This is a genomic window from Pseudogemmobacter faecipullorum (genome assembly GCF_020539525.1).
Taxonomy (GTDB): domain Bacteria; phylum Pseudomonadota; class Alphaproteobacteria; order Rhodobacterales; family Rhodobacteraceae; genus Pseudogemmobacter; species Pseudogemmobacter faecipullorum.
Genome location: NZ_JACDXX010000002.1, coordinates 22,378 through 39,901 on the forward strand (window position 1 = coordinate 22,378; position 17,524 = coordinate 39,901).

At 65.2% G+C, this 17,524-nt stretch carries 13 protein-coding genes and 1 riboswitch; of the genes, 9 read left to right on the top strand and 4 right to left on the bottom strand.

The genetic code is table 11. The annotated features are described in order from the left end of the window. Window positions 1–471: 471 nt before the first annotated feature. From petA to H0485_RS01945, 3 genes are read left to right on the top strand one after another with little or no spacing between them, the layout of a single operon-like run. Window positions 472–1,038, top strand: coding sequence for a ubiquinol-cytochrome c reductase iron-sulfur subunit (gene petA / locus H0485_RS01935; protein WP_226933675.1), 567 nt, complete (start codon window positions 472–474; stop codon window positions 1,036–1,038). Window positions 1,039–1,049: 11 nt separating this feature from the next. Then, window positions 1,050–2,363, top strand: coding sequence for a cytochrome b (petB, locus tag H0485_RS01940; protein ID WP_226933676.1), 1,314 nt, complete (start codon window positions 1,050–1,052; stop codon window positions 2,361–2,363). A gap of 19 nt (window positions 2,364–2,382) precedes the next feature. After that, the gene (locus H0485_RS01945; protein ID WP_226933677.1) at window positions 2,383–3,174 is read left to right on the top strand and encodes a cytochrome c1; all 792 of its coding nucleotides are present in this window, start codon (window positions 2,383–2,385) and stop codon (window positions 3,172–3,174) included. Window positions 3,175–3,225: 51 nt separating this feature from the next. Here the strand turns inward: H0485_RS01945 and H0485_RS01950 are convergent, their stop codons facing one another. The 4 genes from H0485_RS01950 to H0485_RS01965 all read right to left on the bottom strand — a co-directional run bounded on the left by H0485_RS01950 (window position 3,226) and on the right by H0485_RS01965 (window position 7,629). Continuing rightward, window positions 3,226–3,930 (bottom strand): thiamine ABC transporter ATP-binding protein, encoded by a 705-nt coding sequence (locus H0485_RS01950; protein ID WP_226933678.1) that lies wholly within the window; start codon window positions 3,928–3,930, stop codon window positions 3,226–3,228. Further along, window positions 3,914–5,440: an ABC transporter permease family protein gene (locus H0485_RS01955; RefSeq protein ID WP_226933679.1), complete on the bottom strand. Its 1,527-nt coding sequence runs from the start codon at window positions 5,438–5,440 to the stop codon at window positions 3,914–3,916. The genes H0485_RS01950 and H0485_RS01955 overlap by 17 nt, the downstream gene beginning before the upstream one ends. Then, window positions 5,416–6,390 (bottom strand): thiamine ABC transporter substrate binding subunit, encoded by a 975-nt coding sequence (thiB, locus tag H0485_RS01960; RefSeq protein ID WP_226933680.1) that lies wholly within the window; start codon window positions 6,388–6,390, stop codon window positions 5,416–5,418. Before thiB ends, H0485_RS01955 begins: the two co-directional genes overlap by 25 nt. Window positions 6,391–6,431: 41 nt before the next feature. Further along, window positions 6,432–6,536: riboswitch (TPP riboswitch) on the bottom strand. A gap of 70 nt (window positions 6,537–6,606) precedes the next feature. Further along, complete coding sequence (locus tag H0485_RS01965; protein ID WP_226933681.1) at window positions 6,607–7,629, bottom strand: TerC family protein; 1,023 nt, start codon at window positions 7,627–7,629, stop codon at window positions 6,607–6,609. A gap of 346 nt (window positions 7,630–7,975) precedes the next feature. Between H0485_RS01965 and aroC the strand changes: the two genes are divergently transcribed. From aroC to addA, 6 genes are read left to right on the top strand one after another with little or no spacing between them, the layout of a single operon-like run. Then, window positions 7,976–9,076, top strand: coding sequence for a chorismate synthase (aroC, locus tag H0485_RS01970; RefSeq protein WP_226933682.1), 1,101 nt, complete (start codon window positions 7,976–7,978; stop codon window positions 9,074–9,076). A 39-nt stretch (window positions 9,077–9,115) separates the two neighbouring features. Continuing rightward, entirely contained in the window at window positions 9,116–9,574 is a 459-nt protein-coding gene (gene tsaE / locus H0485_RS01975) for a tRNA (adenosine(37)-N6)-threonylcarbamoyltransferase complex ATPase subunit type 1 TsaE (RefSeq protein ID WP_226933683.1), read from the top strand. Continuing rightward, window positions 9,571–10,575, top strand: coding sequence for an aminoglycoside phosphotransferase family protein (locus H0485_RS01980; protein ID WP_226933684.1), 1,005 nt, complete (start codon window positions 9,571–9,573; stop codon window positions 10,573–10,575). Before tsaE ends, H0485_RS01980 begins: the two co-directional genes overlap by 4 nt. Then, window positions 10,554–11,240: a nucleotidyltransferase family protein gene (locus tag H0485_RS01985; protein ID WP_226933685.1), complete on the top strand. Its 687-nt coding sequence runs from the start codon at window positions 10,554–10,556 to the stop codon at window positions 11,238–11,240. The genes H0485_RS01980 and H0485_RS01985 overlap by 22 nt, the downstream gene beginning before the upstream one ends. Then, window positions 11,237–14,170 (top strand): double-strand break repair protein AddB, encoded by a 2,934-nt coding sequence (gene addB, locus H0485_RS01990; RefSeq protein ID WP_354002430.1) that lies wholly within the window; start codon window positions 11,237–11,239, stop codon window positions 14,168–14,170. The genes H0485_RS01985 and addB overlap by 4 nt, the downstream gene beginning before the upstream one ends. Next, window positions 14,167–17,487, top strand: coding sequence for a double-strand break repair helicase AddA (gene addA, locus H0485_RS01995; protein ID WP_226933686.1), 3,321 nt, complete (start codon window positions 14,167–14,169; stop codon window positions 17,485–17,487). Before addB ends, addA begins: the two co-directional genes overlap by 4 nt. The last annotated feature ends 37 nt before the right edge of the window (window positions 17,488–17,524 follow it).

A 17,524-nucleotide genomic window follows, 5' to 3' on the forward strand; every position in this document is an offset into this window, starting at 1 on the left:
GCTTCGGGGCAGTGGTGCCAGGCCCTCGCCTGGAGGGTGCCCGGGGAAATCTTCTGCGGCCAGAGCAGGGTCGGAACGCCGCCGGGGAACTGCCGGGACCGGTGCGGCGGGCAGACCGTCCGGTGCAGCTGCAAAAGGGGTCGGATCACCCGGGAGCTTGCGCCGGGAGATCCCTGCCTGCGTCATTCAGGCCGGGCAGCGGCGGCCAGGACACCGGCTTTTGCCGCTCTGGCGTGCCGGATCTGGCAAAGACCACAGCAGGCCGAAACCCCCTTCGCAAGCCCGCGACTGTCGCTTAAATTCAGGCAGAATATGCGTTTTAGCACGATCTGAGGGCTTTGAGGGAGAATGCCTGCTGGACGATCTGTCGCAGCCTGGCTAAAACCGCGCCGATCAGGGCAGCTGGGCGACCCTCTGCCTAAATAAGATTTCCAGGCCGCAGGCCCGCGGCCGTGCCAGGGAGAGGAACTCGTGTCCCAAGCAGACGATCACGCAGGCAGCCGCCGCGATTTCCTGTATTACGCTACCGCCGGGGCAGGCGCTGTTGCCGCCGGCGCAGCGGTCTGGCCTCTGGTCAATCAGATGAATCCCTCGGCTGACACCCGCGCGCTGGCCTCGATTTACGTCGATGTCTCGAATGTGCAGCCCGGCACTCAGCTCACGGTGAAGTGGCGTGGTAAGCCTGTCTTCATCCGTCGCCGCACCCAGGCCGAGATCGACGCAGCCCGCGCCGTCTCGCTGGATGACCCGACGCTGATCGACCGTGGTTCAGAGAATCACAACAAGCCGGGCACCGATGCCTCGGACGCGAACCGCACCCTTGATGAAGCCGGCGAATGGCTGGTCATGATGGGCGTGTGTACCCATCTGGGATGCGTTCCGCTGGGCAATGGCTCGGGCGATTTCGGTGGCTGGTTCTGCCCCTGCCACGGTTCGCATTACGACACCGCTGGCCGCATTCGCAAAGGGCCCGCGCCGCGGAACCTTGAGATTCCGGTGGCTCAATTCACCGACGAAACCACGATTTTGCTGGGCTGAGGTAACGCAACATGGCCGGTATTCCCCACGACCATTACGAACCCAAGACCGCTCCCGAGAAGTGGCTGCATAAGCGGCTGCCGATCGTTGGCCTGGTCTATGACACATTGATGATCCCCACCCCCCGCAACCTGAACTGGATGTGGATCTGGGGCATCGTCCTTGCTTTCTGCCTCGCGCTGCAGATCGTGACCGGTATCATCCTCGCGATGCATTACACGCCGCATGTCAGCCTGGCTTTCTCCAGCGTTGAGCATATCATGCGCAACGTGAACGGCGGGCATATGATCCGCTATCTGCATGCCAATGGCGCATCGCTGTTCTTCTTTGCCGTCTATCTGCACATCTTCCGCGGTCTCTATTACGGCAGCTACAAAGCCCCGCGTGAGATCACCTGGATTGTCGGCATGCTGATCTATCTGCTGATGATGGGCACCGCCTTCATGGGCTATGTGCTGCCCTGGGGTCAGATGTCCTTCTGGGGCGCGACCGTGATCACCGGTCTGTTCGGTGCGATCCCGGGCATCGGCGAGCCGATCCAGACCCTGCTGCTCGGCGGCCCGGCGGTGGATAATGCCACGCTGAACCGCTTCTTCTCGCTGCACTACCTGCTGCCCTTCGTGATTGCGGGCCTGGTGATCGTCCATATCTGGGCCTTCCACCACACCGGCAATAACAACCCGACCGGCGTCGAAGTGCGTCGCGACTCGAAAGAGAATGCCCAGAAAGACACTCTGCCCTTCTGGCCCTATTTCGTGATCAAAGACCTCTTTGCACTGGCTGTTGTGCTGCTGGTCTTCTTCGCGATCGTTGGCTTCATGCCGAACTATCTCGGCCACCCCGATAACTATATCGAGGCGAACCCGCTGGTCACCCCGGCCCATATCGTTCCGGAATGGTACTTCCTGCCGTTCTACGCCATTCTGCGTGCCTTCACGGCTGACGTCTGGGTGGTGATCGCGGCGGAATGGATCACCTTCGGCATCGTCGACGCCAAGTTCTTTGGTGTGCTGGCAATGTTCGGTGCGATCGCTGTGATGGCGCTGGTGCCCTGGCTGGATACCTCCTCGGTGCGTTCGGGCCGCTACCGTCCGAAATTCAAATGGTGGTTCGCTCTGCTTTGCGTCGACTTCATCGTTCTGATGTGGGCGGGTGCAATGCCGGCGGAAGAGCCCTATGCGACGATCTCGCTGATCGGTGCTGCCTATTGGTTCGCCTATTTCCTCGTCATCCTGCCGCTGCTGGGAGTGATGGAAAAGCCGTCGGCTCAGCCCGCGACCATCGAGGACGATTTCAAGGCCCACTACCCTAAAGCGCCTGAGTGAGGACAAGGATCTGATGCAAATGTTCCGCAAGATCATTCTCTCCGTTGCCACCTCTGTCGCGCTTTCGGGCGCGGCCCTGGCAGCCGGTGCAGAAGGCCATATCGAAGATGTGGACTTCAGCTTTGAGGGGCCGTTCGGCAAATATGACCAGCTGCAGCTGCAACGCGGCCTGCAGGTCTACACCGAGGTCTGCTCGGCCTGCCACGGTCTGAAATTCGTCCCGATCCGTACCCTGGCGGATGAGGGCGGCCCGAATCTGCCCGCAGACCAGGCCCGGGCCTATGCCGGCAACCTCGATGAGGTTGAGGTGCCTGGCGCCGATGCCCGTCCGCGGGAATGGACCGATAATTTCCCGGCCCGTTCGGGGGATGGCACTGGTCCGGACCTGTCGCTGATGACCAAGGCCCGCGCTGGCTTCCACGGGCCGGAAGGCACCGGGATCAACCAGTTCGTCAAAGGCATCGGTGGCCCGGAATACCTCTACTCGATCCTGACCGGCTATACCGGTGAGACCAAGGAAGAAGCCGGTTCGACCTTCTATGAGAACAAGGCTTTCCCGGGTGGCTGGATCGCTATGGCTCCGCCCTTGTCGGATGACCAGGTCAGCTTCGCGGATGGCAGCCCGACCACTCTGGATGCGATGGCGAAAGACGTCACCGCTTTCCTGATGTGGACGGCTGAGCCGAAGATGATGGATCGCAAATCGGCGGGCTTCATCGCGGTGGCCTTCCTCGCGCTGCTGTCGGTCCTGCTCTATCTGACCAATAAAAAGCTCTGGGCCCGCGTTAAAGGCAAAGAGTTCAACGCCTGATCCGCAGCCGCTCTGAAACAGAAAAACCCCGCCACTGGCGGGGTTTTTTATTTATGGGGTGCTGCTGCCGAGATAGGCGCGCAGCTCTGGGGGCGGATCAGCGAGCAGCGCCGCGCTTGGCATCGGCGCGGCGGCCTCGCCCCCGGCCACCAGCACCGTCAGCGGCGCGAATTCCAGCGCATCACGCGGCTCATGGGTGACCATCAGCACCGTGGTATTATGTTCGGCCGAAAGCTCCGAGAGCAGCGTCAGCATTTCGGATTTCAGCGCCGGACCGAGGGCGGCGAAAGGCTCATCGAGCAGCAATATCGGCCGGGCGCGCAGCAGCACCCGGGCCAGGGCGGCGCGGCTGGCCTGGCCGCCCGAAATCTCGCCAGGCTTTCTGGTGCCCATGCCACCCAGCCCGACCCGCTCCAGCGCCGCCTCGGCCCGGGCCCAGCCGGCGCGATCGAGCCGCAGATCCGGGCGCAGGCCGAGGCCGGTATTCTGTGCCAGCGTCAGATGCGGAAACAGATTCTGATCCTGAAACAGAATAGACAGCGGGCGCTGGCCGGGGGGCATGGCGGTCAGATCCTGGCCCTGCCAAAGCACCCGGCCTGCGGCGGGGGCATAGAAACCGGCAATGGCCGAGAGCAGCGAGCTTTTCCCGGCGCCCGAGGGGCCGATCAGCGCCAGCCTTTCGCCAGCCCGGGCCTGCCAGCTGGCGCGAAGGCTAAACCCTTCCTGGCGGAGAATGAGATTATCGAGCGTCAGCACGCCGGCCCCCTGCGTCAAAAATACGAAACAGCGCGAAGCTCAGCCCCACCAGAACCAGAGCGGCGCCGCTGGCGGCTTCGGTGCGATAGGCCGAGGTCAGCTGCTGCACCAGCAGCGGCAGCGTCACGGCGCGGTCGGTGGCGAACAGGGCGATGACCCCGAGATCCCCCATGGCAAAGGCCGAGGCGAGCCCGGCAGAAAAACCGAGGGGCCGGGCCAGGCGCGGCAGGGTCAGCAGCCGCAGCCGGGCGAAACCGCGCAGATCCAGCGCGGCGGCAAGGCGGCCGTAATCCGCCTCCAGCGCCCGGGCTTCAGGCAGCAGCAGCCGGTAGATGAAGGGCAGGGCCATCAGCGCATTGACCAGAAGTGTCAGCGGCAGGGCGAGGCTGGTGGGGGCGGTGAGCGGGCGCAGCAGCAGGAAAAGCCCGGTGCCGAGCACAAGGCCCGAGGTGGCTAGGGGCAGCACAGCGGCCAGTTCGATCCAGCGCGGCCCGCCTCTGGCAACGCTGAGCGCGAGGCTCAGGCCGATGCTGACCGCCAGCAGGGCCGAGAGCAGTGCCATGATCAGTGAGCGCAGGCTCGCCTGCCAGACCGAGGCAGGAAGTTCGGTCAGGCCAGGCGCGGCGCGGAGGACAAGGGCACAGAGCGGCAGCAGCAGGAAGGCTGACGCGAGGCCAAGCACAGCCGCATCGGCCGCTTTGCGCCAGCCCTGCGGCGGGCTGAGCGCGATCCGGCGGTCCAGCCCTGCACCAAAGCCGGTGCTGCGGGTCAGCCGCCAGGCGAGAAGCGCGGCAGCCGCGCCGAGGCCGGTCTGCACCAGCGCCAGTCCGGCGGCGCGGCCAAGGTCAAATTCGAACCGCAAAGCCTGATAGATCGCCAGTTCCAGCGTGGTGGCCCGCGGCCCGCCGCCAAGGGTCAGGGCGACCGCGAAAGAGGTCAGACAGATGGCAAAGATGGTCGCCAGCGCGCCGGGCAGGGTCTCGCGCAGCAGCGGTGCCTCGATATGGCGGCGGATGTCGCGGGGTGCGAAGCCCAGGCTTTCGGCCAGGCGGAACCTTTCGGCGGGCACAGCCGCCCAGGCCTGAAGGATCATCCGCACCGCCAGCGGCAGGTTCAGAAACACATGCGCCAGCACCACGCCCTGCAGCCCGTAGATCTGCAGCGGCGGCAGGCCCAGCAGGGCAAGCCCGCTGTTGAGCGTGCCTGAACGGCCGAACAGGGTGATCAGCGCCATCACGGCGACGATCGCAGGCAGTAAAAACGGCGCGCCCATCAGGCTGATCAGCAGATCCCGGCCGGGAAAACGCCGCCGCGCGAGGGCGCGCGCCACCGGAACCGCCAGCAGGACCGAGATCAGGGCCGAAAGCGCGGCCTGGGTAAGGGTGAAGCGCAGTGCCGCAAGATCCGGGCCGGAGAGCGACAGCCCCCCGGCCCGCAGCGCCACTGCCAGAATCGGCAGCAGCGTCAGAAGCGCGACCAGCAGCCCTATCGCGCGAGCGCCGATTGCCATTCGCTCAGCGCCTCTTGCCGCAGGCTGCGGGCCTCATTCTCGTCGAGCAGCAGCGATTTTTCGGGCCGCCTGGTCTCAAAGCCCTCGGGCAAAGCAATCTCTGAGGCCGGATACATCCAGTTGGTCTCGGGGATCACCGACTGGAAGGCGGGCGAGCGGGTGAAGGCAAGAAAGTCCTGCGCCAGCCCGGGCTGTTTTGACGCGGCGAGGATCGCTGCCAGCTCAATCTGCAGGTAATGCCCCTCGCTGAAACTGGCCCATTCCTTGCTGTCATCCTGCTCGGCCAGGCGATGATAGGCGGGCGAGGAAGTATAGGAGAGGACCATATCGGCCTCGCCCTCAAGGAACAGCCCATAGGCCTCGGACCAGCCGGGGGTGACGGTCAGGATATTATCGGCAAGCCCGCTCCAGATTTGCGGCGCTTCGGCGCCAAAAGCCGCCTTGACCCACATCAGCAGGCCAAGGCCCGGGGTCGAGGAGCGCGGATCCTGGATCACGATTTTCAGATCGGAGGCCGCCAGAGCGGCAAAATCGCCCGGCGGTGAGGCGAGACGGTTTTTGTCATAGACGAAGGCGAACCAGCTCCAGTCATAGGGCAGGAAAATCTCATCCCTATAGGCGACCGGCAGGCCGGTTGCGGCGGGCTGATCATGCGGGGCAAACAGGCCGGTGTCCCGGGCATCTGCCGTCAGATTGGTGTCGAGACCAAGCAGGACATCGGCTTCGCTCGCCGCACCCTCAAGGCGCAGACGGGCCAGCATGGCGGCACCGTCACCGCCGGTAATAAAGCGCAGATCGCAGCCGCAGACCTCTTCAAAGGCTTTCTCGACCTGCGGGCCTGGCCCCCATTCCGAGGCAAAGCTGTCATAGGTCATCACGGTAAGGACGGGCGTTTCAGCCGCTGCCAGAGCTGGCAGGCAGGTGAAAAGCGCCGCAAGGAAGGGTCTCATCTTAGCCTCCGTTTGCGACGGATGGCCGGGCGCGGATAAGAATTTACCCGCTGCACCTTCCCTCCGCCGGTATAAGCCGGTTCAGGTTCAACGGGTCCGCAGTATCGCATCTCAGCCCTGATATCAGGGCACCCCGAGGTGGGGCGGAGCATAGTGCAGGAAATCCCTGAGGCAAGGGGCAGAAAGGGGCCCGTGCCGGGGCCCCTTTCCCTTGGATCAGTGACGGGCGGGATGCGCGTCGCCCGGCTCTCCGGGCAGGGTGTCATGGGCAGGCTCGCCCCTGGTTTTCCACAGCGAGACCACCACGCCGGTGCCGAGGATCAGGAAGGTCACGCCCAGCGAGACCGAAGCCGGGAATTTCCCCAGATCCAGCAGATCGGTGATGAAGACTTTCGAGCCGATAAAGATCAGCAGGATCGCCAGCGCATATTTCAGATAGGCGAAGCGGTGCAAAATCGCGGCCAGAGCGAAATAGAGCGCCCGCAGGCCGAGGATTGCGAAAATATTCGAGGTGAAGACGATGTAGGGGTCGGAGGTGATGGCAAACACCGCCGGCACCGAATCGACGGCAAAGATCACATCGGCAATCTCAACCATGATCAGCGCCATCAGCAGCGGCGTGGCAAAACGTTTTATCTTGCCGGTTTTCGGATCGGGCAGTTTCACGGTGAAAGCATGGCCATGCAGCTGATCGGTGACATTCAGCCGCTTGCGCAGGAATTTCAGCAGCGGGTTATTGGCGATATCGGGGTCATGATCATCGCCGGCGAACAGCATTTTAAAGCCGGTGAAGACCAGGAAGGCCGCGAAGATATACAGAACCCAGTGGTAGTTCTGCACCAGAGCCGCGCCAAAGCCGATCATCAGGCCGCGCAGCAGGATCACGCCGAGAATGCCCCAGAACAAAGCCCGGTGCTGATATTTGCGCGGAATGGCAAAGAAGCCGAAGATCATGGCAATGACGAAGACATTGTCCATCGCCAGCGATTTCTCGACCACGAAGGCGGTCAGGTAGAGGCCTGCCGCCTCAGCCGAGATCTGCCACCAGATAAAACCGGCAAAGAGCAGGCCGAGCGTGATGTAAAAGGCCGAAAGCTTCAGGCTTTTCGCCACGCCGATTTCTTCGTCACCGGCGTTGAACAGGCCCAGGTCCAGCACCAGCAGCACAATGACAACCGAAAGGAAGGTCAGCCACAGCCAGAGCGGCTGACCTAAGAATAAAGTAAACAACAGTTCCATCGAACCTGTGCCCTTTGTGTACAGGCGCCAGAAGGAACGGCCGTCCGAAACGGAGGAAACGAGAGCCGGGCGTTCCATCGGGCGCGATTTCCCGATGCGGTCCGACATCACGTCAGGCTGCTCAGAATTCCCGGTTCAGCGCCCAACTCTCGCCGGGGCATCGGGTTCCGTCTGAAACAGCGCCTGACGCCAGAGGGGCCCGGTCCGCCGGTGAAAACTGGGGGGCTGACGGAAAGCTTTCAACCCCCGGCCTCACTTTTTTGTGGATTTCGGTTGAAGCCCGGGGCAGGGCGCGGCTATCTCGGCCCTGACGCGACAGGCGCGGGATCAGCACGGGAGACCTCACATGAGCCTCAACACCTTCGGCCATCTCTTCCGTATGACCACGTGGGGTGAAAGCCATGGCCCGGCGCTTGGCTGCACGGTGGATGGCTGCCCGCCCGGTGTGGCGCTGAGCGAGGCAGATCTGCAGCCCTGGCTCGATCTGCGTAAACCCGGCACCTCGAAATTCACCACTCAGCGGCGCGAGGCCGATGCGGTGAAAATCCTTTCCGGTGTGTTTGAGGGCAAAACCACCGGCACCTCAATCCAGCTGATGATTGAGAATACCGACCAGCGCTCGAAAGATTACGGCGATATCGCGAAAGCCTTCCGCCCCGGTCATGCCGATATTGCCTATCATCTGAAATATGGTCACCGCGACTATCGTGGTGGCGGGCGTTCCTCGGCGCGCGAAACCGCGGCCCGGGTGGCGGCAGGCGGCGTGGCGCGTCAGGTACTGGCGGCACTGGTGCCGGATCTGAAGATCACCGGCTATATGGTGCAGATGGGCGTGAAGCATATCGACCGCAGCCGCTTTGACGCAGGCCAGATCCGCGAGAATCCCTTCTTCTGCCCGGATGCGGTGGCGGCGGGGGAATGGGCGGATTATCTCGACGAACTGCGGCTGGCGCATAATTCCGTCGGCGCGGTGATTGAAGTCGTGGCCGAACAGGTTCCGGCGGGCCTTGGTGCGCCGCTTTATGGCAAGCTCGACAGCGATCTGGCCTCGGCGATGATGTCGATCAATGCGGTCAAAGCGGTGGAGATCGGCGAGGGCATGGCCTCGGCGGCGCTGACCGGGGTTGAAAATGCCGATGAGATGCGGATGGGGCCGGATGGGGTTGAGTTCCTGTCGAACCATGCCGGTGGCATTCTCGGCGGCATCTCGACCGGCCAGCCAGTGGTCTGCCGTTTTGCCGTCAAGCCGACCTCCTCGATCCTGACGCCGCGCCAGGCGGTAAATGCGGCAGGCGAAGAGATCGACCTGATCACCAAAGGCCGTCACGACCCCTGCGTCGGCATCCGCGCCGTGCCGGTGGGCGAGGCGATGATGGCGCTGGTGCTGCTCGATCACCTGCTGCTTGACCGGGCGCAGACCGGCGGTGTCCGGGGCCGTATCGGCTGAGGCTTCCCTTGGCTCCCGGGCCTGACGTAAGACTGCGCTATGGCTGAGATCAGAGAATTCCCCCTGGCGGATGAAGAGACGGCGCGCGCCTTTGGCACGCGGTTCGGTCTTGCTTTGCGCCCGGGGATGACCGTGCTTCTGGAGGGCCCGGTCGGGGCCGGAAAATCGCATCTGGCGCGGGCGGCGATCCGCGCTTTATCGGGGGCTGAAGTCGATGTGCCCTCGCCGACCTTCACGCTGGTCCAGACCTATGAGACCCTTGGGGGCGAGGTCTGGCATGCCGATCTGTACCGGCTGACCGATGTAGGCGAGGTCGAGGAGCTGGGCCTGACCGAAGCGATGGGCCAGGATATCCTGCTGATCGAATGGCCTGACCGCCTGGGGGATTATGCGCCCCGGGATGCGATCCGGGTTGAAATTTCCTATGCGGGTGAGGGGCGGCTGCTGCGCCTGAGCGCGCCTGCGGCCTTTATCGCGGCGCTGGAGGGTGAGGCATGAGGCAAGCTGAAAGCGCGGCCTTCCTGGCCAGGATCGGCTGGGCCGGGGCCGGGCGCCGCTTTCTTGCCGGGGACGCCTCGGCCCGGGAATATGAACGGGTGCAGCTGGGAGCGAAAAAGGCCGTGCTGATGGATGCGCCGCCGGGCTGCGGTGATGATGTCGGCGCCTTCCACCGCATCGCTGCGCATCTCCTTTCGCTCGGCCTGTCCGCGCCCCGGATCTATGCGTTGGATGAAGCGGCAGGCTTCATGCTGATCGAGGATCTGGGCGATAGGATCTTTGCCCGGCTGATCGGGGATGATCCGGTGCTGGAACTGCCGCTCTGCCTTGCGGCGGCAGAGGCGCTTATGGTGCTGCAATCCGCCCCTGCGCCGCGGGGACTGCCCGATCTGACGGCGGAAGACTGGGCGGCGTCAGCGCTTTTCGCCCCGGAATTCTATGCCAGGGGCGCGACGGGCGTGGTGCCGGATGCCCGGGGGTTTGAGGAGGCGCTGAGGGCGGCGCTTCAGACCCATGCCGATGGGCCGCGCGTGCTGATCCTGCGCGATTTCCATGCCGAAAATCTGCTCTGGCTGCCAGCAAGGGAAGGCGTGGCCCGGGTCGGCCTGCTCGATTTCCAGCTCGGCCAGCTCGGCCAGCCCGAATATGATCTGGTCTCGTTGTTGCAGGATGCCCGGCGCGATGTGTCCGGGGCGACCGAGGCGGCGGTGCTGGAGGCTTTCGCGCGCGCGCGGGGCCGCCAGGTCGCGGATATTGCCCCGGCCTATGCCACGCTCGGCGCGCTCAGGGCCCTGCGCATCCTTGGCATTTTTGCCCGGCTGAATATGCTTGCGGGCAAAGACCGTTATCTGGCTTTCCTGCCCCGGGTCTGGGGCCAGCTGATGCGCAACCTCGCCCATCCGGTGCTGGCGGATCTGCGCGCCGAAGTGCAGGCGATCCTGCCCGGGCCGGATGAAGATGTGATCGAAAGGATCAGGGCATGCCGCCTTCCCTCCCCCTGATGCTGTTTGCCGCCGGTTTTGGCACCCGCATGCGGGCGCTGACCGCTGACCGGCCAAAGCCTCTTATCCCTGTTGGCGGACGGACGCTGCTGGACCGTGCGCTTGATCTGGCGCGCGAGGCCGGGGCCGGGCCGATTGTGGTCAATACCCATTACCTCGGCACACAGATCCTGGATCATCTCGCGGGCAGCGAGGTGCGGATCAGCGATGAGGCGGATCAGATCCTGGAAACCGGCGGTGGGCTGCGCAAGGCCCTGCCGCTTCTCGGCACCGCGCCGGTGCTGACGCTGAACCCCGATGTGGTCTGGACCGGCGGCAATCCGCTTCTGGCCCTGGCCCGGGCCTGGGAGCCGGCGCGGATGGATGCGCTTCTCCTTGTAAAGCCCCGCGCCGGTCTGCCCGGCCGACAGGGCAATGCCGATTTCACCCTTGATGCCGAAGGCCGGATCGCCCGTGCTACCGGCATGGAGGGGCATGTCTATCTCGGGGCGCAGATCCTCAGGACCGAAGGCCTGGCCGCGATCCCGGATCAGGTCTTTTCGCTGAACAAACTCTGGGACCGGATGATCGCCTCGGGTCGCGCCTTTGCGCTGGAATGGCCGGGCGGCTGGTGCGATGTCGGCAGCCCCGAGGGCCTGGCCGGGGCCGAGGCCCTGCTTTCATGATGTTCCGGGATCCCGGCCCGCGGCTTTACGGCCTTGCCCCCGGCGTCGATTTTCCGGCGCGGCTGGTCGAAGGCGTGATCCGGCGACTTGAGGGGCAGCCGCCCGAGGCGCTGGCGAGGGTCACGATCTGGCTGAACACCCAGAGAATGCGCCGCCATGTGCGCGAGGCTTTCCTGAAACGCGGCGCCGGGTTTCTGCCCCGGCTACGGGTGGTCACCGATCCGGGCCAGGATCCGCTGCTGACCGGCGAGCTGCCCTCGGTCTCGAAACTGGGGCGGCGGCTCGAACTGGCGGTGCTGATCGACCATCTGCTGCAGGCCGAGCCCGATCTCGCGCCGCGCCAGGCGCTGTATGACCTTTCGGACAGTCTCGCCAATCTGATGGATGAGATGCGGGCCGAGGATGTCGCGCCCGATGCCCTCAACCATCTCGATATTGAGGGCCATGCGGCGCATTGGGCGCGCACCCGCCGCTTCGTCTCGCTGGTCGGCCAGTTCTTCGGTGATGAGGTTCCGCCCGATTCCGAGGCGCGGCTGCGCCTTGCCACGCTGACCCTGCTGCGCGCCTGGGCTGAAAACCCGGTGCCGGATCCGGTGATCGTGGCCGGCTCTACCGGCTCTCGCGGGACCACGGCGCTTCTGATGCGGGCGGTGGCGCGCCTGCCCCAGGGCGCGCTTTTGCTGCCGGGCTTTGATTTCGACCAGCCCGAAGCGGTCTGGCAGGAGCTGGGCGTGGGCGCCGAAGGGATCCAGGAGGATCATCCGCAATATCGCTATGATCATCTGTGCCGCAGCCTTGATCTGCGGCCGGTGGATGTGCGCCGCTGGGATCAGGACGGTGCCCCGGATCCGGCGCGCGGGCGGCTGGTCTCGCTGGCTTTGCGCCCGGCCCCGGTCACCGATCAGTGGATCAGTGAAGGCCCGGAGCTCGGTGATCTTGGCGCAGCGACCCGCAACCTGACCCTGATCGAGGCACCGCATCCCCGGGCCGAGGCCGAGGCGATTGCCCTGCGCCTGCGCCAGGCGGTGGCGGAGGGAAAATCAGCCGCGCTGCTGACCCCCGACCGTGATCTGACCCGCCGCGTCACCGCCGCGCTCGACCGCTGGGCGCTGAAGCCTGATGATTCCGCCGGTCAGCCTTTGCTGCATTCGCCGCCTGGGCGTCTGCTGCGGCTGATCGCGCGTGCCATGGGGCGGCGGCTGTCGGCGGATCAGTGTCTGACGCTGCTGAAACATCCGCTGACTTTCTCGGGCAGCGAGCGCGGCCCGCATCTGCGGCTGTCGCTGGAGTTGGAGCTGGAGCTGCGCCGCAAGGGACCGGCTTTCCCGGATTCCGTCTCGCTGCGCGACTGGGCCAATCGCAGCAAAGATCCCTTTGCCGTGCTCTGGGCCGAACGCCTCGGTGCGGTGCTCGATGCGCTGGCCGCCGTGACGCCCGCCCCCCTGACCGAACTGATCGCCACCCATCGCCGGCTGACCGAGATGCTGGCGCGCGGCACGGGCGATGAGGGCGAAGGACAGCTTTGGGCCAAAGAGGCGGGGCAGGCGGCGATTGCGGCGATGGAAGAGCTGGCGAAAGAGGCGCCCGCGGGCCTGATGCTCACGCCCTCGGATTACAGCGCGCTGAGCGATTCCGTCTTGTCGCGCGGCCAGGTGCGCAGCCTGATCCCGGCGGATGAGCGGATCGTCATCCTTGGCGCCCAGGAGGCCCGGGTGGTCGGCGCCGATCTGGTAATCCTCGCCGGATTGTCCGAGGGGATCTGGCCTGCCAAAGTGCCGCCCGATCCCTGGCTGAACCGCAAAATGCGGATGGAGCTGGGGCTTTTGCTGCCCGAGCGCCGGGTCGGCCTCTCGGCGCATGACTTCCAGATGGCGGTCGGGGCGAAAGAGGTGGTGCTCAGCCGCGCGCGCCGCGATGCCGAGGCGGAAACCGTGCCCTCGCGCTGGCTGAACCGGCTGACCAACCTGCTCGACGGCCTGCCCGAAACCGGCGGGCGGGCGGCGCTGGCGGCGATGCGGGCGCGGGGTGAGCAGCTGATCCGCGAGGGCGAGGCGGTTTCGGCCCCGATCGTGACACCGCGCTCCGGCCGGCCTTCGCCGCGTCCGCCGGTCGCGGTGCGGCCCAATCGCCTGTCGCTGACCGAGATTGAAAAGCTGATCCGTGATCCCTACGCCATCTATGCCCGCCATGTGCTGAAGCTGAACCCCCTGATGCCATTACGCCCCAGTGCCGATGCCCGGCTGCGCGGCGAGATTTTGCATAAAGTCCCCGAGACCCTGCTGAAACGTGGCCTGCCCGAAACCGTCGAGGCGGCCGAGGCGGCCTTGCTGGCGGTGACCGATGAAGTGCTGGAACGCGATGTCGCCTGGCCCGCGATGCGCGCCATCTGGCGGATGCGGATGGAGGATCTGGCGCGCCCCTTCGTCGAGGGGCTGCTGACTGCCGGAGGCCAGACCGTGTCGATGGAAAAAAAATATGCCATCGAGATGAAGGATCTGGGCTTTACCCTGGTCGGTAAACCCGACCGGATGGATATTCTGCCCGACGGGCGGCTGAAGATTATTGACTATAAGACCGGCAGCCCGCCCAGCCCGGCGCAGCAGGAAGCCTTTGCCAAACAGCTGCATCTGGCGGCGCTGATGGCAAATTTAGGCGCCTTCCCTGAACTGGGGCCGCATGATGATATCGAGATTGCCTATATCCGCCTCGCCCGCGATCTGAAGACGGTCGAGACCCGGCTGGGGCCGGAGGAGCTGGAGAAGGTGCTGAACGGTTTCCGCAGGCTGATCCTTGCCTACCGCGAACCAGGGCGGGGCTATAGCTCGCGCCGCGCTATGGTCGAGACCCGCGACCGTGGCGATTACGATGATCTGGCGCGCTACGGCGAATGGGAGATCACCGATCCGGCCAGACCAGAGGACGTGCCATGACCGCGCTTAATTCCGCCTCGGCAGCGCAGATTTCGGCCGCCGATCCCTCCTCCAATGTCTGGCTGGTGGCCAATGCCGGTTCGGGCAAGACCAAGGTGCTGACCGACCGGGTGGCGCGGCTTTTGCTGCGCGGCACCGATCCGCAGAATATCCTTTGCCTGACCTATACCAAAGCCGCCGCCGCCGAGATGCAGAACCGGCTGTTCCGGCGTCTGGGCGAATGGGCGATGGCAAGGAATGACGAGCTGCTCGGCAATCTGCGCGAGCTGGGCGAGGCGGCCGCGCTCTCTGATGCTGGCCTGCGTCGCGCCCGCCAGCTCTTTGCCCGCGCCATTGAGACCCCGGGCGGCATCCGCATTCAGACCATCCATTCGTTCTGTGCCGGGCTCTTGCGCCGCTTTCCGCTGGAGGCGGGGGTCAGCCCCTCTTTCACCGAACTTGATGACCGCTCAGCCGGGCTTTTGCGCGCCGAAATCCTTGAGCATATGGCCGGGGATGAGGCCCAGCCTTTGTTCGAGGCGATCCTCGGCGATGCGGGGGAGCGGATTGACGATCTCTTGCTGCAGATCACCGGGCAGCGCGCTGATCTGGCGGTGATGCCCGATGAGGGCACGTTGCGCGTGGCTTTTGGCCTGCCCGGGGGGCTCGATCACAAAAGCCTGCTGGATCAGACCTTCGGGCCGGCCGATCTGGAGCTGCTGGGCCGGATAGGCCAGGTGCTGATGGCGGCAAAGGGCAAAACCGATCCGGTTGCCGGGGCCGATCTGGCAGCGATCCGCGATCTGAACCTTGCCACCCTGGCGCAGCTGGAGGGGATGTTCCTCTATAAAACCGGCGAGCGCGCCGGTGAGGCGAAATGCGATAAATTCCCCACCAAGGACAGCCGCGCGGCTTTGGGTGCGGATCTGGATCTGTTGCAGGGGCTGATGCTGCGGGTAGCGGATGCAAGGCCGTTGCGGCTTGGCCTCTCGGCGCTGAAAAAAGCCCTCGATCTGCATGCTTTTGCCGCCGAATTCCTGCGCCGCTATGCGGCAGCCAAGGCCCGGCGCGGCTGGCTGGATTTTGATGATTTTATCACCCGTGCCACGGCGCTGCTGACCGATCCGGCGGTCGCGCCCTGGGTGCTGTACCGTCTTGATGGCTCGATCGATCATGTGCTGGTCGATGAGGCCCAGGATACCAGCCCGGCGCAATGGAAGATCATTGCCGCGCTGACCGAAGAATTTATGGCGGGCGAGGGGGCGCGGCAAACCGAGCGCTCGCTCTTTGTCGTCGGCGATAAGAAACAGTCGATCTATTCCTTCCAGGGCGCGGATGTCTCGGGTTTCGATCAGGTGAAAACCCGCTTTGCCGAAGGCTTTGCGGGTGCGGGCGTACCGGTCACCGAGCATAGCCTTGTGCATAGTTTCCGCTCCTCACAAGCGATCCTCGCGCTGGTCGATCTGTGTTTCCAGGGCGAGATGCAGGCGGCGCTGGGCGGGGATTTCCGCCATCAGCCCTTTCATGAGGCTTTGCCGGGCCGGGTCGATCTCTGGCCGGTGGTGCCAAAGCCGGAAAAGCCCGAGCCGCGCGAATGGTTCGATCCGGTGGATCTGACCGGCGAGACCGATGCCCCTGTGGTGCTGGCGGGGCAGGTCGCGGCGGAGATTGCGCTGATGATCCGCGAGGGGCGGCAGATCCCCGATCATAAAGCCCCGGGCGGCTTTCGCCCCCTGCGGGCCGGGGATTTTCTGATCCTGGTGCAAAGGCGCGGCGAGATTTTCAAAGCCATCATCCGTGCCTGCAAGGCCGAGGGGCTGCCGATTGCCGGGCCGGACCGGCTGCTGCTGACGGGTGAGCTGGCGGTGCGCGATCTGCTGGCGCTTCTGTCTTTCCTCAACACTCCCGAGGATGACCTGTCGCTGGCCACGGCGCTGCGCTCGCCTTTGTTCGGCTGGTCCGAGGCGCAGCTCTACCGTCTGGCGCAGGGGCGGAAATACTACCTCTGGGAGGCGCTGCGCCATTCCGGCGAGCAGGAAACCCTCGCCGTGCTGCAGGAGCTGCGCGATGGCGCGGAATTCCTGCGCCCCTATGAGCTGCTCGACCGCATTCTGACCCGACACCAGGGCCGCGCGCGGCTCCTGGGCCGGATGGGCGAGGAGGCGGCGGATGCGATTGATGAGCTCAGCCAGCAGGCCCTGGCCTATGAACGCGCCGAAGTGCCCAGCCTCACCGGCTTTCTGGTCTGGATGCAGGCCGGGGATCTGGAGGTCAAACGCCAGGCCGAGGGCGAGGGCGGGCTGATCCGGGTGATGACGGTGCATGGTTCAAAGGGCCTCGAGGCCCCGGTGGTGATCCTGCCCGATACCGGCGACCGCAAGCTGCAGGACCGTGATCAGATTCTGGCCCTCGACCCCGGGCTGATGACCTGGTCGGGCAGAAAGGCCGATGATCCCGATGCCCTGGCCGCCACCAAAGCGCAGCGCGCTGCGGCGCGTGAGGCCGAGAACCTGCGTCTGCTCTATGTGGCGATCACCCGGGCGAAGCACTGGCTGATCGTCGCCGCAGCGGGCGAGGCGGGCGAGACATCCTGGTATGGGATTATTGCGAAAGGCCTGGCGGAAATGGGCCCGCAGCAGGGGCTGCGCGGGCGGCTGCAATATGAATTCGGCACCTGGGCCCCGGATGCTCCTGCGCCGCTGGAAGCCCTGGCACATGTGCCCGCGCCGGGCTTTGCCTTGCTTCCCGCCGCGCCCGCGACGCCGGCGCCCCGGCTCTGGTCGCCCTCGGGCCTTGGCGGTGGCGAGGCGGTCGTGGTGGCGGGGGAGCGTCTGCCGGTCCCGGATTTTGAGGAGGATGATCCGCTCGAGCGCGGCACCAAACTGCACCTGCTGCTGCAGCATCTGGCGGACCGGCCGCAACCGGCCTGGGCCGGGCTGGCACAGACGCTTGGCGCGGGAGAGGTGCTGCTGGCAGAAGCAGCGACGATCCTGACCGCGCCGGATCTGGCCTGGGCCTTCAGCGGCAATTCTCTGGCCGAGGTCGAGGTGGCCGCGCCCTGGAACCGGGGCAATCTTGCGGGCTCAATCGACCGGCTGGTCATCAGCCCCGACAAGGTGACGATCATCGATTTCAAATCGAACAGCACCCTGCCGCGCCGCCCTGAAGAGGTGCCCGAACCCTATCTGCGCCAGCTCGGAGCCTATGCCCATGCGGTGGGGGCGATCTATCCGGGGCGGGAGGTTGCGACGGCGATCCTCTGGACCCGGGCGCCGCGGCTGATGCTTTTGCCTCTCGCTCTGTGCCAGGCGGCCTTGCACCGGGCGCAGAGCGAATAGGCCCCGCCTCCCTTGACCTTGGCAGGGGGCAAACCTA